The sequence below is a fragment of the Methylobacterium sp. J-118 genome, assembly GCF_057836565.1.
Genome location: NZ_JBYQFA010000001.1, coordinates 97752 through 122020, shown reverse-complemented (window position 1 = coordinate 122020; position 24269 = coordinate 97752). Strand labels below are relative to the sequence as shown.

General features: G+C 70.9%; 23 protein-coding genes. 9 read left to right on the top strand and 14 right to left on the bottom strand.

Annotated features, from left to right (window positions below):
• Nucleotides 1-2 precede the first annotated feature (2 nt).
• A complete protein-coding gene (gene trpB, locus AC3IF3_RS00555) occupies nt 3-1244 on the top strand; it encodes a tryptophan synthase subunit beta (protein WP_489219299.1) in 1242 nt (413 codons plus the stop codon).
• 196 nt (nt 1245-1440) lie between these two features.
• Here trpB and AC3IF3_RS00550 read toward each other — a convergent pair whose 3' ends face one another.
• Complete coding sequence (locus AC3IF3_RS00550) at nt 1441-1998, bottom strand: helix-hairpin-helix domain-containing protein (protein WP_489226716.1); 558 nt, start codon at nt 1996-1998, stop codon at nt 1441-1443.
• Between the two features lie 101 nt (nt 1999-2099).
• Between AC3IF3_RS00550 and AC3IF3_RS00545 the strand changes: the two genes are divergently transcribed.
• Both AC3IF3_RS00545 and AC3IF3_RS00540 read left to right on the top strand, forming a co-directional pair.
• Entirely contained in the window at nt 2100-3956 is a 1857-nt protein-coding gene (locus AC3IF3_RS00545; RefSeq protein ID WP_409564835.1) for an ABC transporter ATP-binding protein, read from the top strand.
• Between the two features lie 61 nt (nt 3957-4017).
• Complete coding sequence (locus AC3IF3_RS00540) at nt 4018-4929, top strand: cell envelope integrity EipB family protein (protein ID WP_489226713.1); 912 nt, start codon at nt 4018-4020, stop codon at nt 4927-4929.
• Nucleotides 4930-5098: 169 nt separating this feature from the next.
• On the opposite strand, the gene AC3IF3_RS00535 is transcribed toward AC3IF3_RS00540, so the two are convergent.
• Entirely contained in the window at nt 5099-5395 is a 297-nt protein-coding gene (locus tag AC3IF3_RS00535; RefSeq protein WP_489226712.1) for a DUF3572 domain-containing protein, read from the bottom strand.
• Between the two features lie 80 nt (nt 5396-5475).
• Here AC3IF3_RS00535 and AC3IF3_RS00530 point away from each other — a divergent pair, with 80 nt between their 5' ends.
• The 4 genes from AC3IF3_RS00530 (at nt 5476) to AC3IF3_RS00515 (ending at nt 9324) form a co-directional block, all read left to right on the top strand.
• Nucleotides 5476-5847, top strand: a complete 372-nt coding sequence (locus AC3IF3_RS00530) for a response regulator (protein WP_012318846.1) — start codon at nt 5476-5478, stop codon at nt 5845-5847.
• A gap of 137 nt (nt 5848-5984) precedes the next feature.
• Nucleotides 5985-7358, top strand: a complete 1374-nt coding sequence (locus tag AC3IF3_RS00525; protein ID WP_489226711.1) for a PleD family two-component system response regulator — start codon at nt 5985-5987, stop codon at nt 7356-7358.
• 275 nt (nt 7359-7633) lie between these two features.
• On the top strand, nt 7634-8596 hold the full coding sequence (locus tag AC3IF3_RS00520; protein ID WP_243970435.1) for an acetyl-CoA carboxylase carboxyltransferase subunit alpha: 963 nt from the start codon (nt 7634-7636) through the stop codon (nt 8594-8596).
• The gene (locus tag AC3IF3_RS00515; RefSeq protein ID WP_489226709.1) at nt 8593-9324 is read left to right on the top strand and encodes a DUF1796 family putative cysteine peptidase; all 732 of its coding nucleotides are present in this window, start codon (nt 8593-8595) and stop codon (nt 9322-9324) included. Before AC3IF3_RS00520 ends, AC3IF3_RS00515 begins: the two co-directional genes overlap by 4 nt.
• Before the next feature lie 16 nt (nt 9325-9340).
• Here AC3IF3_RS00515 and AC3IF3_RS00510 read toward each other — a convergent pair whose 3' ends face one another.
• Nucleotides 9341-10243 carry a LysR family transcriptional regulator gene (locus tag AC3IF3_RS00510; protein ID WP_489226708.1) on the bottom strand — a complete coding sequence of 301 codons (903 nt, stop codon included), beginning with the start codon at nt 10241-10243 and terminating at the stop codon, nt 9341-9343.
• Nucleotides 10244-10339: 96 nt separating this feature from the next.
• On the opposite strand from AC3IF3_RS00510, the gene AC3IF3_RS00505 reads away from it, so the two are divergent.
• Nucleotides 10340-11515 carry an MFS transporter gene (locus AC3IF3_RS00505; RefSeq protein WP_489226706.1) on the top strand — a complete coding sequence of 392 codons (1176 nt, stop codon included), beginning with the start codon at nt 10340-10342 and terminating at the stop codon, nt 11513-11515.
• Between the two features lie 353 nt (nt 11516-11868).
• Here the strand turns inward: AC3IF3_RS00505 and AC3IF3_RS00500 are convergent, their stop codons facing one another.
• A complete protein-coding gene (locus tag AC3IF3_RS00500) occupies nt 11869-12120 on the bottom strand; it encodes a DUF1640 domain-containing protein (protein WP_489226704.1) in 252 nt (83 codons plus the stop codon).
• Between the two features lie 434 nt (nt 12121-12554).
• On the opposite strand from AC3IF3_RS00500, the gene AC3IF3_RS00495 reads away from it, so the two are divergent.
• Nucleotides 12555-14048, top strand: coding sequence for a L,D-transpeptidase family protein (locus AC3IF3_RS00495; RefSeq protein ID WP_489226702.1), 1494 nt, complete (start codon nt 12555-12557; stop codon nt 14046-14048).
• A gap of 69 nt (nt 14049-14117) precedes the next feature.
• Here the strand turns inward: AC3IF3_RS00495 and AC3IF3_RS00490 are convergent, their stop codons facing one another.
• The 10 genes from AC3IF3_RS00490 to AC3IF3_RS00445 form a co-directional block, all read right to left on the bottom strand.
• Nucleotides 14118-14291: a YqaE/Pmp3 family membrane protein gene (locus AC3IF3_RS00490; RefSeq protein WP_243970443.1), complete on the bottom strand. Its 174-nt coding sequence runs from the start codon at nt 14289-14291 to the stop codon at nt 14118-14120.
• Nucleotides 14292-14421: 130 nt separating this feature from the next.
• Nucleotides 14422-14691 (bottom strand): hypothetical protein, encoded by a 270-nt coding sequence (locus tag AC3IF3_RS00485; protein WP_489226701.1) that lies wholly within the window; start codon nt 14689-14691, stop codon nt 14422-14424.
• A 670-nt stretch (nt 14692-15361) separates the two neighbouring features.
• Nucleotides 15362-16951 (bottom strand): c-type cytochrome, encoded by a 1590-nt coding sequence (locus AC3IF3_RS00480; RefSeq protein ID WP_489226699.1) that lies wholly within the window; start codon nt 16949-16951, stop codon nt 15362-15364.
• Nucleotides 16952-17012: 61 nt separating this feature from the next.
• Complete coding sequence (locus AC3IF3_RS00475) at nt 17013-17318, bottom strand: hypothetical protein (RefSeq protein WP_489226698.1); 306 nt, start codon at nt 17316-17318, stop codon at nt 17013-17015.
• Entirely contained in the window at nt 17318-17812 is a 495-nt protein-coding gene (locus AC3IF3_RS00470) for a TspO/MBR family protein (RefSeq protein WP_489226696.1), read from the bottom strand. Before AC3IF3_RS00470 ends, AC3IF3_RS00475 begins: the two co-directional genes overlap by 1 nt.
• Nucleotides 17809-18984, bottom strand: a complete 1176-nt coding sequence (locus AC3IF3_RS00465; RefSeq protein ID WP_489226694.1) for a geranylgeranyl diphosphate reductase — start codon at nt 18982-18984, stop codon at nt 17809-17811. The genes AC3IF3_RS00470 and AC3IF3_RS00465 overlap by 4 nt, the downstream gene beginning before the upstream one ends.
• Before the next feature lie 244 nt (nt 18985-19228).
• Complete coding sequence (locus tag AC3IF3_RS00460) at nt 19229-20569, bottom strand: BCD family MFS transporter (protein ID WP_489226693.1); 1341 nt, start codon at nt 20567-20569, stop codon at nt 19229-19231.
• Nucleotides 20569-21453: a chlorophyll synthase ChlG gene (chlG, locus tag AC3IF3_RS00455; protein ID WP_243970455.1), complete on the bottom strand. Its 885-nt coding sequence runs from the start codon at nt 21451-21453 to the stop codon at nt 20569-20571. Before chlG ends, AC3IF3_RS00460 begins: the two co-directional genes overlap by 1 nt.
• Nucleotides 21454-21775: 322 nt before the next feature.
• A complete protein-coding gene (gene ppsR / locus AC3IF3_RS00450; RefSeq protein ID WP_243970457.1) occupies nt 21776-23221 on the bottom strand; it encodes a transcriptional regulator PpsR in 1446 nt (481 codons plus the stop codon).
• Between the two features lie 30 nt (nt 23222-23251).
• The gene (locus tag AC3IF3_RS00445) at nt 23252-24154 is read right to left on the bottom strand and encodes a cobalamin B12-binding domain-containing protein (RefSeq protein WP_489219282.1); all 903 of its coding nucleotides are present in this window, start codon (nt 24152-24154) and stop codon (nt 23252-23254) included.
• Between the last annotated feature and the right edge of the window lie 115 nt (nt 24155-24269).

The following is a 24269-nucleotide window of genomic DNA, read 5'->3' as shown; positions in this document are numbered from 1 at the left end:
CCGTGACCATCGCCCCCGAGCCCAACTCCTTCCGCACCGGCCCCGACGAGCGCGGCCGCTTCGGCATCTTCGGCGGCCGGTTCGTTGCCGAGACGCTGATGCCGCTGATCCTCGAGCTGGAGGCGGCCTACGAGGCGGCGAAGATCGACCCGGCCTTCGCCGCCGACATGGCGAGCTACGGCACCCACTATATTGGCCGGCCGAGCCCGCTCTACTACGCCGAGCGCCTGACCGAGCACCTGCGCGCCAAGGCGCCGGCGGGGCAGGGCGCCAAGGTCTATTTCAAGCGCGAGGAGCTGAACCATACCGGCTCCCACAAGGTGAACAACGTGCTGGGCCAGATCCTGCTGGCCCGCCGCATGGGCAAGCCGCGGATCATCGCCGAGACCGGGGCCGGCCAGCATGGCGTCGCCACCGCGACGCTCTGCGCGCGCTTCGGCCTCAAGTGCGTGGTCTACATGGGCGCGGTCGACGTCGCCCGGCAGGCGCCCAACGTCTTCCGGATGAAGATGCTCGGCGCCGAGGTGATCCCGGTGGAATCCGGCACCAAGACCCTCAAGGACGCGATGAACGAGGCCCTGCGCGACTGGGTCACCAACGTCGCCGATACGTTCTACTGCATCGGCACGGTCGCCGGCCCGCATCCGTACCCGGCGATGGTCCGCGACTTCCAGTCGGTGATCGGTCGCGAGACCCGCGAGCAGATGCTCGCCCAGGAGGGCCGCCTCCCGGATTCGCTGATCGCCTGCATCGGCGGCGGCTCCAACGCCATGGGCCTGTTCCACCCGTTCCTGGACGACCGCGAGGTCGAGATCTTTGGGGTCGAGGCGGCCGGCCACGGGGTCGAGTCCGGCCTGCACGCCGCCTCGCTCACCGGCGGCAAGCCGGGGGTGCTGCACGGCAACCGCACCTACCTGCTGATGGATGCGGACGGGCAGATCTCCGACGCGCACTCGATCTCGGCCGGCCTCGACTATCCCGGCATCGGCCCCGAGCACGCCTGGCTGCACGAGATGGGCCGCGTCCAATACCTCTCGGCCACCGACACCGAGACCCTGGAGGCGTTCAAGCTCTGCTCGATGCTGGAGGGGATCATCCCGGCCCTGGAGCCGGCCCACGCCCTCGCCCGGGTGCTGGACATCGCGCCCCAGCGCCCGGCCGAGCACCTGATGGTGCTCAACATGTCGGGCCGGGGCGACAAGGACATCCCGCAGGTTGCGGAGATTTTCGGGACGAAGCTCTGAGGGCGGACCGGCTCGGCCCTCGGCCCGGATCCCGACCGCCGAATCGTCGGCGTTCTGCCGGCTCGGCGGCGTCTCCTCCGTCCAGGACCGTGCGGTCGATCTCGATCCCTTATCCCGCGGCCTTCGAAACGAAGCGCGGGTCATGGCCGCCCGACCCTCGGACCCGCGCATTCGATGGCGCGGGCGGCCCCCGCCTTCACCGCACCGTCACCTGATCCTTGATCCGGTCGTAGACCGCCCGGCTGAGCACCCGCTTCGACAGAAGCTGATCCACCGACGCATAGGGGCGCTTGGCGGCGATCGCCCGGCCGATGGCCCCGCCGCCGCGCAGACGGTTCAGGTCCGCCACCGGGGCGGTGTTCAGGTCGACTACCGCCAGGGCCCGGGGGCCGGCGCTGTCCTCCGCCCGGTCGACCTCGGCTTGGCCCGCCGTCTCCTGCGCCTGCGCCTGGGCTTGCACGCCCGGCGGCGTGGCTGGATCCCCCGGGGGGAAGGCGAGGGCGTCGGACGGTAACCCGCTCGGACCGGCGGGGATCGGGACGGTCCGGGGCGCGGCGGGCGGCTCCCGGGCGGGCTCGGCCGCCGCGGGCGGGGCCGGGGGTGGCGTCGGCACGGCCGGCGACTCGGCCATCGGCGCGGGCGCGGTCATCGGAGCGGGCTCCGGGCTCGGCAGCAGGAACTGCACCACCGCCGCGAGTACGCCGGCAATGATGAGTAACACCGAAATTCTGAGGATCGCAGGACCGCTGAGCACGCACCACTCGACAAGGATTAAAACTATATGACGCTATCATTTACGCTGTCCTTACCGGTCATCCAACCGGGCTCCGCTGTCCGGCGCGAAATCAGCCGGGGATGACCGAGCGGACTCCGCCCCCGGGTGAGCGCCTCGGCGAGCGCTTCGGTGCCCTGCGCTACCTGCCCACCCTGTTCCGGGAGATCGCCGCGGCGAGCCCGCGCCTGCTCGCGGCGAGCCTGTCCCTGCGCCTCGTGGCGGCCTGCTTGCCGGTGGTGAGCCTGTACCTCGCCAAGCTGATCCTCGACGGCATCGTGGCCGAACACGCGCGCCCGGCGCCGGAGGGCGGCCTCGCCGCATGGCTGGCCGATCCCGGACGGGTGCGGCTCGCCGGACTGGTGGCGGCCGAGTTCGGCCTCGCCCTGGCCTCGGACCTCACCGGACGCCTCGCCAACCTCACCGAGACCCTGATCGGCGACCTCTACGCCAACGCGGCCTCCCTGCGGCTGATGACGCATGCCGCCGCCCTCGACCTCGCGCAGTTCGAGGACAGCGCCCAGCAGGATCGGCTGGAGCGGGCGCGCCGACAGGTCAGCGGCCGCACGGGCCTGGTCGGCACGCTGTTCGGCCAGCTGCAGGCGCTCGTCACCCTCGCCACCCTGGCGGCCGGGGTGGCGGCCTTCACGCCCTGGCTGGTGGTTCTGATCGCCGCCGCCCTGGTGCCGGCGGTCCTCAACGAGTGGCACTTCACGAAGGCCGGCTACCGCCTCGCCTGGATCCGCAGCCCGGAGCGGCGTCGGATCGACTACCTGCGCTACCTCGGTGCCAGCGTCGAGACCGCCAAGGAGATCAAGCTCTTCGGCCTCTCGGACTACATCACCGGCCTCTACGCGGTGCTGGCGCGCCGGCTGCTCGCCGACAACCGCGGCCTCGCCGCCGCCCGGGCCGGCTGGGGCTTCGCCTTCGCGAGCCTGGGGACGCTGGCCTACTACGCCGCCTACGCGGTGATCGTCTGGCGGACGGTGGCGGGCGCGTTCTCGGTGGGCGATCTCGCCTTCCTGGCCGGCGCCTTCCAGCGCCTGCGCGGCGGCCTGGAGGGACTGCTCCTCGGCTTCACCCAGATCACCGGACAGGCACAGTACCTCGACGATTTCTTCTCCTTCTTCGCGATCCGGCCGCAGATCCGCTCGCCCGCGCAGCCCGTGCCGGTGCCGAGCCCGATCCGGGAGGGACTGGTCTTCGAGGATGTCGGCTATCGCTATCCCGGCACCGAGACCTGGGCCCTGCGCGGCCTGTCCTTCGCGGTGCGGGCCGGCGAGACCGTGGCGCTGGTCGGCGGCAACGGCGCCGGCAAGACCACAATCGTCAAGCTGATGACCCGTCTCTACGATCCGCACGAGGGCCGCGTGCTCCTCGATGGGCTGCCCCTCGCCGCCTACGACCTCGACGCCCTGCGGGGGCGGATCGGGGCGATCTTCCAGGACTTCGTCCGCTTCGACCTCACCGCCGGCGAGAACGTCGCGGTCGGCCGGATCGAGGCCGCCGCAGAGGCGGACCGGATCGCCGCGGCGGCCGCGCGGGGGCTCGCGGCCCCGGTGATCGAGCGCCTGCCCGAGGGCTACGCCCAGCCGCTGGGCAAGCGCTTCGCCGGGGGCCTCGACCTCTCCGGAGGCGAGTGGCAGAAGATCGCCCTGTCCCGGGCCTACATGCGCGAGGCGGAGATCCTGATCCTCGACGAGCCGACCGCCGCCCTCGACGCCCGGGCCGAGTACGATGTCTTCGCCCGGTTCCGCGACCTCTCGGCCGGCCGCACGACGGTGCTGATCTCGCACCGCTTCTCCACCGTGCGCATGGCCGACCGCATCCTGGTGCTGGAGGGCGGCCGGATGCTGGAGGAGGGCAGCCACGCGGCTTTGATGGCGCGGGGCGGCCGCTACGCCGAGTTGTTCACCCTGCAGGCGGAGGGCTACCGGTGATCGCGAGGATTGCCCGATCCCGCAAGCCTGCTATCTGCGGCGGACTGAACCGAGGTCATCCATGCGCCTGCGCCTCTCCCGTCTCCTGACGGCCGGCCTTCTCGTCTCCGCCTGGGGCGCGCAGGCGGCCCCGCCCGCCGCGCCGGATCCGGAGGCCAAGCCGGCGACCCCGTCGCCCGCGCCCGGGATCGTGCTCGCCAACCACCGGGCGGTCTACGACCTGTCGCTCGCCGAGGGCGGCGGCAGCCGCGCGGTCGAGAGCGCCCGCGGCCGCATCGTCATCGACTTCCGCGGCGATGCCTGCCGCGGCTACACGATGCTGACCCGGCAGGTCACGGAACTGTCCTCCGGCGAGACCGGCGCGCGCCTGTCCGACATGCGCAGCACCACCTTCGAGGGCGGGCAGGGCCGCGAGTTCCGGTTCAAGACGACGACGCTCACCAACAACCAGCCCGCCGCCCCGGTGGACGGGACCGCCTCCGAGCAGGGCGATTCGGTCACGGTGAAGCTGAAGGGCGCCCCGAAGCCGTTCACCGTGGACGGGCCGGTGCTGTTCCCGAGCGAGCACATGCGCCGCCTGATCGAGGCCGCGCGGGCCGGCCAGGCGACCCTGTCGGTCAAGGTCTTCGACGGTTCCGACGACGGCAGGAAGATCTACGACACCTTCGCGGTGATCGGCCACACGGAGACGGGTCCGGCGCCGGCCGCCGGCACCGGCCGGGACAAGCCCCTGCGCGCGGGCGCCCTCGCGGCCATGCCGCACTGGCCGGTGCGCCTGAGCTACTACACCGAGGGCGCCGGGGAGCGCACGCCGATCTACACCCTCGGCTTCGACCTCTACGAGAACGGCGTCAGCGGCGCCCTCAAGCTCGATTACGGCGACTTCGCCATCCTGGGCGACATGACCGCCCTGGACATCGATGCCGCAGCGGGGCGGGGCGACAAGGAGACGGGGAAGGGCTGCACGCCCTGAGGGCCCATCCGCGCCAATGAGGCGCGCGCGGTCCCGGACAGGTGCGGCGGAGCGGAACCTGATCCGGGACCGCGCGCGGGAACGAGCTGCGACAGTAGCGCCGTCCGATCGGACGCTGCGCGTCTCCCTGCACCCGGGAGAGAATTGCCCCCGGACGAGCAGGCGCGCCTCACGCCCATTCGTCGTCGGGCCGCGGCGACAGCCGGTGCCAGGCCGCGGCGATCCGCTCCGGCTTGACGCCCAGCGCCCCCGCGCAGGCGAGGAGGACGTTCTCGTCGCCCATCACGTGGTCGAGGACGCCCACCAGGAAGCTCGGCTCCCGGACGCTCGCCCGCAGGGTGTCGAGGTCGAGCCCGGTCGCCGCCAGGAACGGCAGGAGGCGGTCTTCCTCCCCCGTGATCCACAGCAGAACGTCGAGGGCGAGCCGCTCGGCGGCCACATCCCCTTGAAGAGGTTTGCCATTCATCAACATGTGAACGCTACAAAGGTGATGGAGGGGCTTCACCGCCCGCTAATCATGATCGGCGCGCACCGGGACAACGGATCATGAAGAAGACGGTGCTGATCGTCGAGGACAACGAGTTGAACATGAAGCTGTTCAACGACCTCCTTGAGGCGAACGGCTATGCGACCCTGAAGACCGCCCACGGCATCGAGGCGATCGAGCTGGCGCGCGCCCACCATCCCGATCTGATCCTGATGGACATCCAGCTCCCGGAGGTCTCGGGACTCGAAGTGACCAAGTGGCTCAAGGAGGACGACGACCTCAAGGGGATCCCGGTCATCGCCATCACGGCCTTCGCCATGAAGGGCGACGAGGAGCGGATCCGCGAGGGCGGCTGCGAAGCCTACCTGTCGAAGCCGATCTCGGTCGCGAAGTTTTTGGCAACGGTTCGCGCGTATCTTGAGCCCCGGTGATCCCGGAGGGGCGCGCCGTTGAGGTCGTCACCCGGCCGCGCCGAGCCGGATGACGGCTTCGCCCGTCTGTCTCGATGCGCGGCCTCGCGCCGATCCGCCCGGCTCCGGGCCGCACCGCCGCGTGTCAGCGAGGAACCATGTCGGCCCGCGTCCTGATCGTCGACGACCTGTTCCCCAACGTGAAGCTTCTGGAGACGAAGCTCGGGCTGGAATATTTCGACACGCTCGCCGCCATGAACGGCCGCGACGCCATCGCGATCTGCGAGAAGGGCCTGTGCGACCTCGTCCTGCTCGACGCGATGATGCCGGGCCTCGACGGATTCGAGGTCTGCCGCCACCTCAAGAGCAACCCGGTCACCGCCCATATCCCGGTGGTGATGGTGACGGCCCTCGACCAGCCCTCGGACCGCCTGCGCGGCCTCGACGCGGGCGCCGACGATTTCCTGACCAAGCCGGTGGACGACACCGCCCTGTTCACCCGGGTGCGCAGCCTGATCCGGCTGAAGGCGGTCACCGACGAGTTGCGCCAGCGGGCCCTGGCCTCCCGCGAGTTCGGGATCGGCGATCCCCTGGCGCTGGCCGCCGCCGAGACCGGCCTCGACGCCCGCATCCTGCTGATCGAGGACCGCCCCGGCTCGGCCGAGCGCCTGGCCGGGGCCCTGCGCCAGCACCACGCCGTCACGGTCGAGCCCGATCCGCAGGCGTCCCTGCGGATCGCGGCCGAGGGGCAGTTCGACCTCGCCCTGGTGAGCCTCGACCTCGACGGGTTCGATGGCCTGCGCCTGTGCAGCCAGCTCCGGTCGCTGGACCGGACCCGGGCCATGCCGCTGATCATGCTGGCGGAGGCGCATGACCGCGCCCGGGTGGTGCGCGGGCTCGATTTCGGCGTGCACGATTTCCTGATGCGCCCGGTCGACCGCAACGAGCTGATGGCCCGGGCCCGCACCCAGGTTAAGCGCAAGCGCTTCACGGACGCGCTCCGGGGGGCCATGCAGGCCTCGCTGCAGATGGCCGTGACCGATGCGCTCACGGGCCTGCACAACCGGCGCTATCTCGACAACCACCTCGGCGCCCTGTTCGCCGACGCGTCCGCCCGGCGGCCGGCGCTGGCGGCGCTGATCCTCGACATCGACCATTTCAAGGTCATCAACGACAGCTACGGCCACGAGGCCGGGGACGAGGTGCTGCGCGGCTTCGCCGAGCGGGTCCGCCAGCACACGCGGCCCGTCGACGTCGTGGCCCGCTACGGCGGCGAGGAGGTGGTGGTGATCCTGCCGGAGGCGGGCCTCGCCGAAGCGCAGATCATCGCCGAGCGCATCCGCGAGCGGGTCGAGGCCGTGCCGTTCCCGGTGCAGCGGGCGACCCGGTCGATCGCCGTGACGGTCTCGATCGGCGTCGCCGTGCGGCACGCCGAGGACACGGATCCCGGCGACATGCTGCGGCGCGCCGACCTCGCCCTCTACCGGGCTAAGGCGGCGGGACGGAACCGGGTGGAGCCGCAGGCGGCCTGAGCGGACTCACCGGCGTAAGGTGAGGTTGCCCCGCGCAGGTCCGGGCGAAGACCCACAGGTCGCCCGCGCGATTCGGCTGATCAGGCGCAGGTCGGCCGGGAAGATGAGCCGCACCATCGGCCTGCGCCACAGGACGCCGTGCCGAGCCATCCAGGGGCGGCGGAGGACCGGCGGTCCGGACGCGGCCAACACGCCGGTTGACACCACCTCCGCCATCGCCAACACCTCGCGCCCGCCGCCCCCTGCGCGGCGGACCCGGGAAGACCTGTGACACGATGGCGGTGACGCGCACCTACCTGGACTTCGAGAAGCCGGTGGCCGAGCTGGAGGCCAAGCTCGAGGAATTGCGGGCGGTCGGCGCGCGCGACGGCGCGGTCGCGATCTCCGAGGAGGTCGGGCGGCTGGAGGCCAAGGCCGGCCACGCGCTCGCCGAGATCTACGCGAACCTCACGCCCTGGCAGAAGACCCAGGTGGCCCGCCACCCGCAGCGGCCACACTTCGTGGATTACTGCGCCGGGCTGATCACCGACTTCACCCCGCTGGCCGGCGACCGCAGCTTCGGCGAGGACGCGGCGATCCTGGGCGGTTTCGGCCGCTTCCGCGGGCGCCCGGTCTTGGTGCTCGGCCAGGAGAAGGGCGCCACCACGGAGGCGCGGCTGCGCCACAATTTCGGGATGGCCCGGCCCGAGGGCTACCGCAAGGCGGTCCGGCTGATGGAGACCGCCGACCGGTTCGGCCTGCCGGTGATCGCCTTTGTCGACACCGCGGGCGCCTATCCGGGGATCGAGGCGGAGGAGCGCGGCCAGGCCGAGGCCATCGCCCGGTCCACCGAGGCGTGCCTGGCGCTCGGCGTACCCAACGTCGCCGTGGTGATCGGGGAGGGCGGCTCGGGCGGCGCCATCGCGCTCGCCACCGCCAACCGGGTGCTGATGCTGGAGCACGCCATCTACGGGGTGATCTCCCCGGAGGGCGCCGCCTCGATCCTGTGGCGCGACCAGGGCCGGGCCGCCGACGCCGCCACCGCCATGAAGATCACCGCCCAGGACCTGCTGCGGCTCGGTGTCATCGACGGGATCATCCCGGAGGCCACCGGCGGGGCCCATCGCGACCGCGAGGCGGCGATCGGCGCCGCCGGCGACGCCGTCGCCGACGCGCTCGCCCCGTTCGACGGCCTGAGCCCGGCCGAGATCCGCGACAAGCGCGCGGAGAAATTCCTCGCCATCGGCCGGAGCCTGTGAGCACCCCGGGCGCGACGGGGGGCCTGCTCGGCGCCCTCGGGCGGCTGCTCGGCCGGCGCGACGCCCGGGAGCCGGGGCGCTACAACCACGTGTCGCTCGGCTGCAATTGCCAGATGGCGCACGTGCTCAAGACGCTCGACCTGCGCCTCTGGTCGGGGCCCCTCGACTGGGTGTTCTCGATGCCCGGCATGGCCCTCGATTGCCTCGCGGACGATTTCGCCGCGCTCACCGACCGGAGCCAGCTGGAGAGCATCCCGGAACCGGAGCGGCGCGGACCGGGCATCTGGCGCGGCCGGCACCGGCTCTACCGGGAGCGCCACGGTCTCGAATGCGTGTTCAACCACCACGACCCGGCGGCGAGCGAGGCGGATTACGCCTTCCTGACCGAAGGGGTGCGCCGCCTGCGCCAGGCGCTCGACACCCCCGGAACCGACAACCGCCTGTGGATGATGACCCACCTGCACACGCCCCGGGCGACGGTCGAGGCGATCGACGATCTGCTCGCGCGGCGCGCGAGCCGCAACCACCTGACCTTCCTGCAGCTCGAGCCGGGACATCCGGAGGTGGCGGTGGTCGAGGCCGCGGACCTGCGGCCCTCCTTGCGCTGGCTCACGGTCCAGACCGCCTCGGAGCCGGTCGGCCTTCGGCTCGCCGACCCGGCCGAGGACGCCCGGCTCGTGGAGATCATCCGCACCGAGGCAGGGCGCCTGCCGGTGGTGTTCGGCTGAGCAGTCGCCGCACCGCTCAACCCCCGCGCATCCGCTCCACCAGAAAATCCACCAGCACCCGAACCCGGGCCGGCAGGCCTGCGCCTCCCACGAACACCGCGTGGATCGCCTCGCGGTCCTGCGGGTTGAACGGCTCCAGCAGGGGCACCAGCCGGCCGGCGGCGAGGTCGTCGGCGATGTGGAAATTTCCGACCCGGGTGATGCCGACGCCGCCGAGCGCGAGCTGCACCAGGGTCTCGCCGTTATTGGCCGCGAGGGTGCCGCGCACCGGCAGGATGACGTCGCGTCCGTCATCGCGGAACGGCCAGCCGGGCTCGCTCCGGCGGAAGGTGAAGTCCAGGCAATTGTGCTCGGCGAGGTCGGCGGGCCGGTGCGGAATCCCGGCCCGGTCGAGATAGGCCGGCGCGGCGACCACGGTCCGGCCGGTCTCGCCCAGCCGCCGGGCGGTAAGCGGGCTGTCGGCCAGGGGCCCGAACCGGATGCCGATATCGGCCCGGCCGCCGAGCACGTCGACGATTTCGTCGCTGAGGTCGATCTCGACCACGATCCCGGGATGGCGCACCACGAAGTCCCCGAGCAGAGGCACGATCACCAGGCGCCCATGGGCGGTGGCGGCGCTGACCCGGACCCGACCGCGCGGGCAGCCCTGATCGGAGAGCGCGGTCTCGGTCTCGTCGAGATCGGCCAGGATGCGCCTCGCCGCGCGCGCGTAGGTCTCGCCCTCGGCGGTGAGGCGCAGCGTCCGAGTCGTCCGGACCAGGAGCTGCACGCCGAGCCGCGCCTCGATCCGGGCGACGACCCGGCTCACCGCCGAGGGCGTCAGCCCGAGCCGGCGCGCCGCCGCCGACAGGCTGCCGGCCTGCGCCACCGCGACGAATACAGCCATGTCCCCGGCGCGGTCGGCCTTGTCGCGCTGCATTCGTGCCTCCACCGCACAGATCTTGGTCCCGCCAACGGACTACTCCCCGCACGCCGAATCCGCCACCTGCGGTCCCGGAACACCCGGAGACCCCTCATGGCGATCAATCCTCCCCTGCTGGCCCTGGCGGTCGGCGCCTTCGGCATCGGCGTTACGGAATTCACCCCGATGGGCATGCTGCCGCTCATCGCCGGGGATCTCGGCGTCTCGATCCCCGCCGCCGGCCTCGTGGTCAGCGCCTACGCGCTGGGGGTGCTGGTCGGCGCGCCGCTGATGACCCTGGCCTCGGCGCGTATACCCCGCCGCCGGCTGCTGGTCGGGCTGATGGCGATCTTCACCCTCGGCAACCTTCTGGCTGCCGTCTCGGACAGCTACGCCATGCTTGTCGTGGCCCGCCTCGTCACGGCGCTGAACCACGGGGCGTTCTTCGGGATCGGCTCGGTGGTGGCCGCCGGGATCGTGCCGCCGGAGCGCCGGGCCGCCGCGGTGGCGTCGATGTTCTCCGGGCTCGCGATCGCGACGATCGGCGGCGTGCCGCTCGCCGCCTGGATCGGCCAGGTTCTGGGCTGGCGCACGGCGTTCTGGGGCATCGCAGGCGTCGGCGCGGTCGCCATGGTGGCGCTGCGCCTCGCGTTGCCCGAGTTGAAGGTCGAGGCCCGGGACGACCTGCGGGCGGAGTTGCACGCGCTCGTCCGCGGCCCGGTGCTCGCCGCGCTGGCGCTCACCATGGTGGGCTTCAGCGCGATGTTCACGCTGTTCACCTACATCGTGCCGATCCTGCGGATCGAGACCGGCGCGACGAGCCTGTTCGTCACAGCGATGCTGGTGCTCTTCGGGATCGGCCTCACGGCCGGCAATTGGCTGGGCGGTCGCCTCGCCGACCGCTCGGTTGACGGCACCATCCTCGGATCCCTGGCGGCCCAGATCGTCATCCTCGCGCTGTTCGCCTGGGGCATGCACGGGGAAGCGTCGGCGTCGCTGCTGATTGCCCTCTGGGGCATCGCGAGCTTCGCCATCGTGCCCCCGCTCCAGATGCGGGTCATGGATGAGGCCAGCGCGGCGCCGAACCTGGCCTCGGCGATGAATATCGGCGCGTTCAACCTCGGCAACGCCATCGGGGCGGCGGTCGGCGGCGGCGTGATCGATGCCGGGCTCGGCTACGAGGCCGTGCCGCTCGCGGGCGCCGCCATGGCGGCGTTGGGGCTCGCTTTCCTGCTGTGGCTGCGCCGGGACGGACGGGCGCAGGCCGCCGCAGCGGCGAGCTGCGGATAATATCGCCCGCTCAAGGACTTGGAACCATCTGCGAAGGTCTCGGATTCAAAAGGTCCGGGACCCGGCCCTTTCAAGGTGTTTGGATTGGGCCGCGTTCGGGACGTTTCGCCGACGGGTTCACACGTCTCCACTTGACGGCAACGCTCTGGAAAAGTGGCGCTTTCCCCGCCCCCTTGCGGGGCAGAGAGCGCGTTGCGTCTCGCTTGAATGGCTGCGCCAAACACCTTGAAAGGGCTGGGTCCGGGACCTTTTGCGGGCCCAGGGCAAAGCCCTGGGTCGAGCGAAGCTCGATGCATCGGGTCTCCGCCCCGATACCCCGCCAAAGGGCTGGGCCCTCTGGAAACCCGTCTCCGTCAGTGCGTGGCGCGCGACAAGGCGACAATGGCGCCGACGATGACGATCGTCTGGAAGCCGATCGAGCCGATCATCCACTTCATGATGTCGAACTTGGCCTCGGCCAGATCGGTCTTGGTGACCAGGTTCGCGAGATCGGCATCGCGACTCTCGCGGATCGCACTGGTGATCGCCTCGGCCTGATCCTCGGACAGACCGGATGCCTTGAGCCGACGGACCAGGGCATAGGTGTCGAGTGAGAGCGCCGTCATGGGCCACGCCTCCCTCTTCGCGAGCCGGTTCCGGCCGCTGTGATGCCTGGATCGATCCGGATACCGATGCCCATCGTTCGCTGATTCCGGCAGAAGCTCGCGCGTCAGGGAAAGCTGGCGATTTTGCCGAATGGGCGCAAGCTGGTCCTTGCAGCGTGCGTCTCCTCACCAACGCAGCGGCTGGATGCCTCGGGGTCGCGGCAAGCCCGAAGCCGTTCAGAACAGGAATGATTCGCCGCTGGTGGCCCGACCCGGATCGCCTTCCCTGCAGGCTCGGTGGCGCCGCCATTCACCGAAGAGTCCCGTGCCCTGTTGCAGACAGGATCTTGCGGTAACAAAGGCGCAAGCTTAACGAGCCTATTGGGTTGGGGAGTGGCGCCCGATGTCGGCTATGAAAAGGCCGCCGGGCGCAGGCTAAGACGACGAGGTTCCCCATGACGGCGCGTCTCGCGACTGCGCGACTGCTGGCGGCCGCTTCCCTGCTGGCCCTCGCGCTGGCCGGCTGCCAGGACGGTTCCGGCATCAACGGCCCGAGCGCGCGCAGCCTCGCGCCGATCGACCCTCAGACGCTCGCCCTGATGCAGACCAAGGGCCTGCAGCCATCCGACCCGATCCTGATCCGCACCTACAAGAAGGAGGCGGAAATGGAGGTCTGGAAGCGGGGCGGCGACGGCCGCTACGCCCTGCTCAAGACCTACCCGATCTGCCGCTGGTCCGGCCAGCTCGGCCCGAAGGTCCGTGAGGGCGACCGGCAGGCGCCGGAGGGCTTCTACACGATCACCCCGGGCCTGATGAACCCGAATTCCGCGTATTACCTCTCGTTCGATACCGGCTTCCCGAATGCGGTCGACCGGGCCAACGGCCGCTCCGGCCGGTATCTGATGGTGCACGGCACCTGCTCGTCGGCCGGCTGCTTCGCCATGACCGACGCTACCATCGCGGAGATCTACGCCATCGCCCGCGACGCGTTCATCGGCGGCCAGCGCAGCTTCCAGTTCCAGTCCTACCCGTTCCGGATGACCGCCGAGAACATGGCCAAGTTCCGCAACGACCCGAATATCGGGTTCTGGCGCAACCTCAAGGAGGGGTCGGATTATTTCGAGGCCCTGCGCGAGGAGCCGAAGATCGGCCAGTGCGGGACCAAATACGTGTTCGGCGGCGCGGATGCCGCGGCCGGTTCGTGCAAGCCGAAGGTCGAACCCCAGGTTGCCGAGAAGAGCGAGCGCGACGAGCGCACGGTCGCCGAATTGGTCGCCAAGGGCACGCCTGCGGTGCGGGTGGTCTACCAGGACGGTGGACAGAACCCGGTCTTTCGCCCGCCGGCCAACACCAGCGCCTTCGCGAGTCTCGGCGGCACCGAGACGGTGCTGCCCTACGACGCCAAGGAATACGGCCGGCACAATCTCGGCGATGTCAGCCGCCCGGAGACCCTGGCGGCGGGCCCCCAGGAGATCGAGTTCGAACCCAAGGGGCAGCCGACCCTGGTGGCGGCCGCCGAACCGGCCAAGGCCGCCAAAGCAGGCCGGGCGGTCGGCAGGGGGCCGGCGAAGCCGGTTGCCGCGACCCTCATGGCGAACCGGGCCGAGCCTGAGATCAAAGTCGACACCACCGCGGCCCTGCCCGAGAAACCCGCGCGGATCGCCGTGGCGGACGCGGACGGCGATGCGAGCAGCTACCAGAAACTGTTCGGCACGCTCTTCGCCAAGAACAGCGCGGCCCCGACCACCCCGCCGACCCCGGCGGTTGACGCCACGCTCGTCCCCGAGCCGGTCAAGCTGGCGAAGGTGGCCGACGCGGTGTCGCCCAAGCACGTCGTGAAGGCGCACGCGACGCCCGCCAAGGGTCAGGGGAAGATCGCCCTCGCCAAGACCCAGCCGGAGGGCAAGCCGAAGGACGACAAGGCCAAGGCGGAGAAGACCAAGCCCTGATCCGGGCGAACCGGCGCGTCGGCCGCCCCGCTGCGGGCGGCCAGGTCGGGACGGCGCTCCGCTGGCAATTCAGAGCAGCGGCCGGTCGCGGTTCATCAGCCAGAGGGCGTGGACGGTGCCGGGCAGCCAGCCGAGGATCCAGAGCAGGATGTTCAGCAGGAACTGGATGCCGAAGCCGGTGGTGACGAGGACCGCGATCGGCGGAATGAAGATCGCGAGCAGGATGCGGACGAGGCTGGACACGGGCGCTCCGGATCGGACGTCTCGGGGGATCCACGCTCAAACGACGCGCGGCGATGTCCGTTCCCGCGGGACCCGCAGACTGCGCGGCCGGCCTCGAACTGCGCATCGAGCGTCACGCCGGGGCGCATGATCATGGACCCGTGTCGCCGCCCCTTCGCTGCGCGCGTGCCGCCATCGCCTCGATCATCCGGAGTGCCCGCAGACGGTTCTCTATGCCGGGCAGGGCGAAATAGGCCCTGAACAAGCGCGGCAGCATCGCAGCGCGCCGATATCCCCGCCGCAACGGAGAACCGCCCGCCGATTCGGTTATGTGCGGCGGCAACACGAAGAAATCGATGTCGGTCCCACTCGCCTCGGCGATCGTTCGCAGAAGCGCAAGGGTAATCTTGCGTTCAGGCACAACCAATCTCCGTATCTCAAATCGCGTCCTGATATAAATACGTCATTACAGGTCTTAGATAAGTAACCTGTACAGTTGTAAATCTTTTTCTTATAAATTATCCGAATCTTAAACCACAGAGGCATGATTAAGTGCGCAGATATCCTTCCGTCGTCAAGCGGCTCCCACCCTTGTTGTCACCGTCGGGGACCTGAATTCAGATCGTAGTCTTGCAATAACACAATCGGTCTGGACAGATTTCTGGCTGCACTCTGCTGTTTCGACGCGGCGTGCATCACACAAGACAATGCACCCTAAATCATCCCAGAAATATCTCAGGTTGGGATGGACCAGGGTTGCGTCGGGGGGCACATCCGTGCCTGTCATGCACTGGGCAGAGCGCACGCTTCCCTGAGGGCCGCCGGATCCCGGACCGGCCATCATCGAGCATCGTTGCGGTCCCGACCGATGCGCCGGACTGCCCCCCCGGTGAATCTCCGAGGTTCGACGCAGGTGCTGTTCCAGCGGGCGGTGGTCCGAGAGGAAAACGGCCAGGGCTCCGTCCCGGGCGCCCCGCGCCGGTCACAACACGCGACCCGTTGATCCGGGCCTCGCGCTTGGAGCGCCGCACCGAGGCCTGCCGCCCTTTGCCAACGAGTGCCGCCGGGCAGGCCGGGCGTGAGCCCCGGCCTCAATCCTTCCGTGTCGGCGGCGTCGTCGCAGACGGGACGTTCACCGCCTGCTTCTCCGGGTGCTTCACCTGGCTGTAGGCGACGTTGGAGAAGGTACCGATCACGGCCGGCCAGCTGGGCTTGCCGTATTGCGGGTCGTCGTGGGCGACCTTGCAGAAGGCCGTGGTCAGCGCGTTGACCACGTCGTCGTCCGTGGCACCGGCGGCGGCCGCCTTGATCTGCGGCACCAGCCGGACCAGGGTCGGCACGAAGTCCTGCTGCTTCACGCCCCTGAGGGTGTCCTGGACGCCCACTTGATCGAAGGCGGTCTTGAGCGTGTCCTGCTCGATCTCCGCGCAGGGGGCGGTGCCGGCCAGCATGGTCTTGGTGGCGGCCCGCGCTTCGGAGGCCTTGTCCCCGGTCACCGGCGGTGCCTTGTTGCCCCAGGAATTGCGGATGTAGTCCGTGACGTTCTTCACCTCGACATCGGTCATCTGCTGGCCGATGGCCACCATCGGCGCGAGCCCGCTCTGGGCGGCCAGGCCGCCATAGATCACCCGCAGGACCGTCTCGGGCCCCTCGGACATCACCGAAGTATTGCCGGCGAGCGCCGGAACCGCGCCCTCGATGCCCTTGCCGTCCGGCTGGTGGCAGGAGGAGCAGTAGGTCAGGTAGGTCGAAGCGCCCGGAGCGCCGGCGGTATCGAACGCCGCGAGATCCTTCGGCTTGTAGGTCTGCTTGGCGGGAACCGTGCGCAGGTAGGCCACCATGGCCTTCAGGTCCTCCTCCTTCACCTTGGAGAGGGATTCCATGATGGTCTGGCGCATCGGGCCGGCGGCGACCCCGGGCCGGTCGCCCGGGGCGGTGCCGGTCTTGAGGTAGGTCACGACCTGCTCGTCGGTCCAGGCACCGATGCCCTGGTGGCCGTCCGGGGTGATGTTGGGGGCGTACCAACCATCGATGACGCCGCCGCCGAAGCGGCCGGCGAAGCTCGTATTGCCCACGAGCTTGTTCTCGTTGTGGCACATGGCGCAGTGGCCGAGGCCCTCGACCAGATAGGCGCCGCGATTCACCTCGGCGCTGGCGTTGGGATCGGGCTTGAAGCGCTCCTCGGTGAAGAAGGCGGTCCGCCATGTCACCAGCGCGGTGCGCACGCTGAACGGGAACGGGATCTGGCTCTCCTGCCGCTTCTCGTTCACCGCCGGGACCGATTGCAGATAGGCCCAGATCGCCTTGGTATCCTCGTCGGTGACCTTGGTGAACCAGCCGAACGGGAAGGCCGGGTACAGGTAGCCGACGTTCTTGCTGTAACCGTGCCGGAACGCCTTGTCGAAATCCTCGTAGCTCCAGTTGCCGAGGCCGGTCTCCTTATCGGAGGTGAGGTTGGGGGTCATGATCACGCCGAAGGGCATGTTCAGGGCGTAATTGCCGGCAAGGAACTTGCCGCCCGGCGCCGTGTGGCAGGCGGCGCAATCGCCCATGGTGACGAGGTATTTTCCCCGCTCGACCGGGTCGGAGCCGTCCTGCGCCAGGGCCGGAGCGGCCAGGAGCAGGCTCGCCAGGATCGGGGCCGAGACCCGGCCGGAGGAGAGGGCTTTCGTGCGCTGCATGCCGCGTCTCCGTCCCTAGCGTGGAAGAATTTCAATGTGTGCCGCGCGTGAACGCGGCCCTTCAAGCGGGAGTTCCGGACGACGGAGCCCTGCGGCGTTGTGCCGTTGCTGCCCGGAACCGCAGACCGAGGTCGGCGAGATGCGCGACGAGCCCGGCGAGCAGCCAGCCGGCGACGTTGATCCATCCCGCCGCCACCAGGGCGGACCGCAGGGCCAGCATCAGCGCGGCCCCGGAGGAGAGGTTGGCGAGCAGCGCCGGCAGCGGCGGCCCGCCCCGGCGGCGCAGCCACGCGAGGAGGATCGCCTCCCCGGCGACGAGCAGCAGGATCCCGTCGATCATCCGGCCGGAGGCGAATAGGGCCTCCATCAGGCCGCCCGGAACGGCGCATTCAGGCGCACGATCCGCAGGTTCAGGCTGGCGGCGACGCTGACCCAGGCGAGGTAGGGCAGGTTCATGAGCCCCGCTGCGACGCTCACGCGGCCGGTGACCAGCACCAGCACGGCGATCGACAGCCACAGGGCCGCGACCTCGGCGAGCGCCCAGTCCGGGCGGCGGAACCGGAAGAACAGCACGCTCCAGGCGATGTTGAGCGCCCCGTTCACCGCGTAGGCGGCGAGCAGCAGGAGCCGGTCCGTCGGGTCGGGATCGCCGTTCCAGGCGATCACCCCGGCCGTGGCGGTGAGCAGAAAGATCACGGACCAGACCGGCCCGAACGCCCAGTCCGGCGGCTTCCAGGCCGGGAACCGCAGGTGCCGGTACCAGCTGTCCGTGGTGGTCGCGAGGGCACCGGCCAGCGCCACCAGCACAGCCGCGAGCGCCGCCACGACGGGCGGGCCCCAACCGGTCCCGATGAGGCTCACGGGGAGACCCAACGGAACAGGTGGGCGAGGTCCTTGAAGAAGATCCGCGCATGCGCGGCGGGTTTCGCCCGGACCAGCTCCTTGTTCATGTAGCTGTCCCAGGTGAGCTGCTGCACGTCCTTGTCCCGGCAGATCGAGACGAAGCGCTCGCGCAGGCCGTCGCTGCGGTACCAGACCCACTGCATCATCCCGAGGATCCAGAACACGCGCCCGTGCAGCTTCATGAAGCTTTTCCGCGCCCGCGCGAGGGCCTTGACGTCACCGGTCTTCAGGAAGACGGCGGCGGCCTCGGCGGAGAGGCGGCCGCCCAGCATCGCGTAGTAGATGCCCTCGCCGGAGGCCGGCGCCACGACGCCGGCGGCATCGCCCGCCAGCAGCACGTCGCGACCGTTGTCCCAGCGCTTCAGGGGCTTGAGGGGCAGCGGCGCACCCTCGCGGCGCAGGGTCTCGGCATGCTCGAGCCCGGTCGCCGCGCGCAGGGCCCGGATCGAGGAGCGCAGCGAGAAGCCCTTCTTCGCGCTGCCGGTGCCGATGCTCAGCGTCTCCCCGTGCGGAAAGATCCAGCTGTAGAAGTCGGGCGAGTGACGGCCCTGGTAATAGACGTCGCAGCGGGTCGCCTCGACCGATTCGGCCCCGGGGGCGCCGGCCTCCGGCACCCGCAGGATCTCGTGATAGGCGAAGACCTGCCGCATCTTGGCGTGGCCCGGCACCTCGGCCCGGCCGACGGGGGAACAGGCGCCGTCGGCGCCGATGACCAGGCGCGCCCGGACGGCGTGCCGGACGAGGGCTTCTCCGGCGCCGGTGCTGAAATGGACCAGCGCCGGTCCGTCATCCGGCCGGGTGATCTTTTCGTAGGCGGCCGCGCGCAAGTCGGCGCCGGCCTCCTCGGCGCGGGTGCGCAACCAGGGGTCGAATTGCTCGCGGTCGACCATGCCGACAAAACCCTCGCCCACCGGCATGTCGACGGCCTTGCCGCTCGGCGCCACCATCCGGGCGGACCGGATCTTCGCCACGAGGAGCGAATCGGGGATCGCGAAGTCGCGGATCAGCCGGGGCGGGATCGCGCCGCCGCAGGGCTTGATCCGGCCGGGCTTGTCGAGGAGCAGGACCGCGTGGCCGGCCCGGGCGAGGTCGGTGGCCGCGGTGGCGCCTGCGGGACCGCCGCCGACCACGACGACGTCGTAGGACGCATCGGCACGACGCGCTTTCCCTCCCCCCTCTGCGGGGGAGGGTGGGCCGGCCGTCAGGCCGGGTCGGGGGAGGGGAGCGACGGTGCCGGAAACGGCGAGCCGGGAGCCGAAACCCGCTCCGTCGTGCTGCCCCCCTCCCCCCCTGCTTCGCAGGGTACCCTCGCCCGCAGGGGGGGGAGGGAGGGCGTCGCGGCCTTCACCGCCATCATCCAACCGTGCCATCGCGTCACCTCACGCCGAGGAGGGGATTGAGTGGAATTGTGCGCCGGCCCGGGGTCCGGGCGGGCGCGAGCCGCAAGGCCAGCAGCACCGCGACGAGGAACAGCGCCCCCTCCGCGGCGAAGACGGCGGCGTAGGCCTGGACCGGCTCGGCCGTGACCAGCCGCACCAGATCCACCGCGGCCGCCCCCAGAAAACCGCCGGCCCCGAAGGCGACGCCCTGCGCCGCGCCCCAGACACCCATTCGGGTCCCGCGCTCGCGCTCGCCGCCGCGCCCGGCCAGAGCCATCATCGAGCCGATGGCGGCGACCGCGTAGGCGCCGTTGGCGACCCCCAACGCGAACACCGAAGGCCGCAGCGGCAGGACATCGCCACCCGCCGCCAGCGCGAACAGGGCGGCGGCCGAGCCGGCGCAGCCGAGGGCGATCCAGAGCCGCAGGGAGGCAAGGGGGGTGCCCCGGGCCGCGAGGGTCACGCCGGCCACCAGCAGCATCCCGGCCAGCACCCCGCCGTGCTGGAGCCCGGCGAGCTTGGTGGTGGCGCCGGGGCTCATGGCGAAGACGAGGCCGGCATAGGGCTCCAGGATCAGTTCCTGGCCGCTGTAGGCCAGCATCGAGACGAAGACGAAGATCGTGAAGGTCCGGGCCAGGGGATCGGCGAGCACCTGGGCCAGGACCGCGCGAAACGGCAGCCGTGCCGTCTCGGACTCGGCCGCCCGGGCGGGCAGGCGCCGCTCGATGCCCGCCACCGCCAGGAGGGCGACCGTGAAGGCGATGAGCGAGACCGTGCCGGAGACCGCCACCAGGCGCAGGCCGGAGAACGGATCCAGGAAATGGCCCGCCAGCGGGGCCGTGACCGCGAAGCCGACGATCATCATCACCCAGACGATGGTGGCGGCCGCGCCGCGCCGCGCCGGCGCGACGCCGCCCGCGAGCAGCACGAGCAGCGAGGTCCCCGCCGCCCCGACCCCGATCCCGACCGCCAGGAAGGACAGGGCGGCGAGCGCCAGCCCGAGGGCGAGGTTTTCAGCGGCGAGGGCGGTACCGCAGGCCGCGCCGAACCCGCCGAGGCAGAGCGCCGCCATGCCGCCGACGATCCACGGGGTGCGCCGGCCGCTCCGGTCGGAGCCATAGCCCCAGCGCGGGCGCAGCACCTGCACCGCGTAATGGAGAGCGACCAGCAGGCCCGGGACGAAGGCGGGCAGCGCGAGTTCCACCACCATCACCCGGTTGAGGGTGGCGGTCATCAGCACGACGACGCTGCCCAGAGCGGTCTGGACGAGACCGAGGCGGACGATCTGGGGCCAGCCCAGCGTCCGCTGGCCCGCGCTCGAACCGGGCTCACCCATCACGCCCCTCCCACCAGCGGCCGCAGCGCGAAGGCCGCGACCAGCATGCCGAGGACGTAGAGGGTCGTGCCGGTGCCGTTGTACCAGGCCGCCCGCTCCCGGGGGGCCTTGAGGAACCGGACCATCAGGGCGAGTTGGCCGACGAGCAGCGCCGCCACGAGCCCGGCATGCCCATACCGCGCCCAGCCGACGAGCAGCGCGATAACCACGACCTGCGGCACGGCCATCACCAGGCAGGCGAAGCGCGCGGCGCGCTCCGAACCCATCTGAACCGGCAGCGAGAGCAGGCCCATGCGCCGGTCGCCCTCCACCGACTTGAAGTCGTTGAGCGTCATGATGCCGTGGGCGCCCGCCGAATAGAGCAGGGCGATGACGAGCACCCGCCGGTCGGGCAGGGCGGCGGCCATCACGGCGGCGCCGGTGAACCAGGGCAGCCCCTCGTAGCAGAGCCCGACCGCGGCGTTGCCCCACCAGCCGTTCTTCTTCAGGCGCAGGGGCGGCGCGGAGTAGATCCAGGCGAGGACCAGCCCGAACAGGGCGGCCCCGAGGATCCAGGGGCCCAGGGCGGCCGCCACCGCCATGGACAGCAGCGTCCAACCGAGGGCGAGATAGAGACCCCAGCGCCCCGGGATCCGCCCGGAGGGAATCGGCCGCCCGGGCTCGTTGATCGCGTCGACGTGCCGGTCGAACCAGTCGTTGGCGGCCTGGCTGGTGGCGCAGACCAGCGGCCCGGCGAGCAGGACCCCGGCGGCGATCACCGGCCATTGCCCATGGGTGGATTGCCCCGACGAGATCACCCCGCAGGCGAACGCCCACATCGGCGCGAACCACGTGATCGGCTTCAGCAGCTCGATGACTGCGCTCGGGGCGGGCGTAGCGGCCATGGCGTCAGGCTAGCGACCCTCCACCATGTGTCAAGTTGGATTTACACAGACCGCGGGAACGCCGGATTGGTTTGTCTGCCGAATACATCGTCGGGCTAGAATACAATATGCAGAGCCCGCGCGGTTCCGGTGTACCAAGCACCCGCGACGCGCCGAGATCCCCGCCCGTGGGAGGCCGCTGCGGGCGCATCCGGATCGGTCCCGGGGCCACGGCCGAATGCGGTCCGCGTGGTGTCGCGGGCGGCGAATCGGGACAATCCGTCCCCGCACCACCGGATGCCCGTCTTCGGGATCGGCCGATCGGAAGGGCCGTATCCGGCGATCAGTCCGCCTCGACCGGACCATCGAGATCGCCGACGCCGTAGCGGCGCATCTTGGCGTAGAGACCCTGCCGGCTCAGCCCGAGCATCTCCGCCGCCGAGGCCCGGTTGTCCCGGGTGATGCGCAGGGCCGCCTCGATGCACAGCTTCTCGATCAGGTCGGTGGTCTCGCGGACCAGGGTCTTCATCGAGACCCGGCCGACCAGTTCGGTCATCTGCTCCACCGAGCGCGGCACGTCCCGCCCGCCGGAGAATCGCCCCTCGGGGATCCGGCGGGGGGTCGTCCGAATCGCGAAGCCCATGCAGGGGCGGGCGCCCGCCACCGAGACGGCCGCGACCTCCACGTCCTCGACGCCGCCGTAGGCGCCGCGGATCACGGTCGCGAAGCGCCGCACGGAGCCGTGATCGACCAGGGTCGCGAACAGGGCCTGTGCCTCCGTCTCCTCGCGGCCGAGCCATTGGTCGAGGGTGCGCCCGCGAACCTGCCCCTCGCTGGCGAGCTGGATCAACTCCAGGAAGGCGGCGTTCGCGGTGAGGATCCGGCGGGCCGAGTCGGTGACCACGAACCCCTCGGGCATCGCCTCGATCACCGCCCGGGTGGGCGCCTCCTGGCCGGGGCCGGCCTCGACGGTGGCCGGATCGGCCACGAGCCGCATCAGGGCGCTGGCGCCGCCCTCACCCCGGAACAGCGAGACCGAGACCGAGACCTCGCCGCGCCCGTGCGGCAGGGCGGCCCGGACCTCCCCGGCCTGCCCGGTCGCCCGCAGGGCGGCGAACTGCGCCTCCAGCGCCCGCGTGCTGACGGCGTCGAACAGGTCGATCACGTCCTGGCCGGCGACGCGCTTGGCGGGTCGACCCAGCAGGCGCGCGGCCGCCGGGTTGGCCTCCGCCACCCGCCGGTTGCCGGCATCGACCACCAGCACCGGCTCACCGGAGATCTGGAACAGGAGCCGGTAGCGGGTCTCGACGGACCGCAGGCGCTCGTAATCCCGCTCCAGAGCCTGCTGGCTCTCCATCAGGCGGCGCTGGAGCGCGGCCACCGCCCGCATGTCGCGCCCGAGGACCAGGATCGGGCCACCCTCCGACGCGCGGATCGAGGCGTAGCGGATCGGCAGATCGATGCCGCTGGGGGAGGGGTGGTTGACCTGGCGCCAGCGGGTGATGCCCTCGGGCCGGGCATCGCGCAGCAGGGCGTCGACCTTCGGCCGGCTCTCGGCGGTCACGATATCGACCCAGCGCCGGCCCAGCCAGCCGGGGATGTTCTCCGCTTCGAGATCGGCGCCGATCGAGGCGTCGCGGATCACGCCCTCGGCGTCGATCACAAGCGACAGATCAGAAGACGCCGCGACGATGCGCCCGACCGCCTCGCCGCCGAGGTGGCCGGCCACCTGGTCCAGGGCCGCGAGCGGCCCTGGGGGGGTGGGGTGGGGCTGGAGCGTCACGATCACCGTGATGTGATGAGGTGGATTGGGGCCCTTTCAGCAGGCCAGGGCCTGTCTGTCCAGCAAAGCTTCCGCCGCGGCGGGTGCGAGGCACGCGTCCAGTGCGCAGGCATCGGCGCCGACAATACTCGCATCGCCGCCGTGGCGCACGAAATAGGGACCGCCGACCAGCACGCGGACCGCCGGGTTGCGGGAGGCGCGTCGCACATCCGCCACCGTCGCGACCAGGACCGGCAGGAGCACGTCGCTCGAGAGCGACAGGCCGACCACGTCGAACCAATCGGTGGCGAGCAGGTCGAGGGGATCGAGTCCGGGTTCCGGCACCGCCGTGGTCACGTCCCAGCCGGCCTCCCGGAAGAAGCTCGCGACGATCGAGAGGCCGAACCGATGGGTCTCGCTGGGACAGGGCAGCAGCAGCACGCTGCGCCCGCAGACGGAGACCGCCTCGTCCTCCAGTTCCAAACAGAGATGCCGGCACATCGCCTGGAGCCGGCCGAGCGCCTCGGTTACGGCCAGGAAATCGCAGGCATCCTCCTCCCACAGGGCCCCGAGATGCCGGGCCGCCGGGGCGAGCAGATCGAGGAGCAGCCGCGCCAGCGGCAGGCCGGCATCCAGCAGGGCGTCGACCTCGGCGTCGAGATCCACCGGTCCGGGGGCCAGGAGGAGGGCGCTGAACGCGGCGATCTCCTGCGGTGTCAGCGTCCGCTCGACCGGGGACCGGCGCCCGGCACCCGGGCGGTGGGCCAGCATCAGCCGCGGCAGGATCTCGGCTTCCACGACCCGGGCGAGGGAATCCGGCAGGGGGCTGAGGGTTCGCTTGGGGGCGGACCAAGCGCGGGAAACGCCGCGGAATGCCGGGACGACATCGCCAACGGACCCGCACCCCGGCCCGGATGTCGCGTGTTCTAGGCGCGCTCCGAAATGCCTCCAGTCCCCCATCGGCATCCCTCCTTGAAACGGCCGCGGCTCGAAAAACCGGCAGCTGCGCTCACACATCGGATGCGGGACTGCGAGCCCGTCTAGTCTTCGACTTCCTCAGTCCCGGATCTGATGT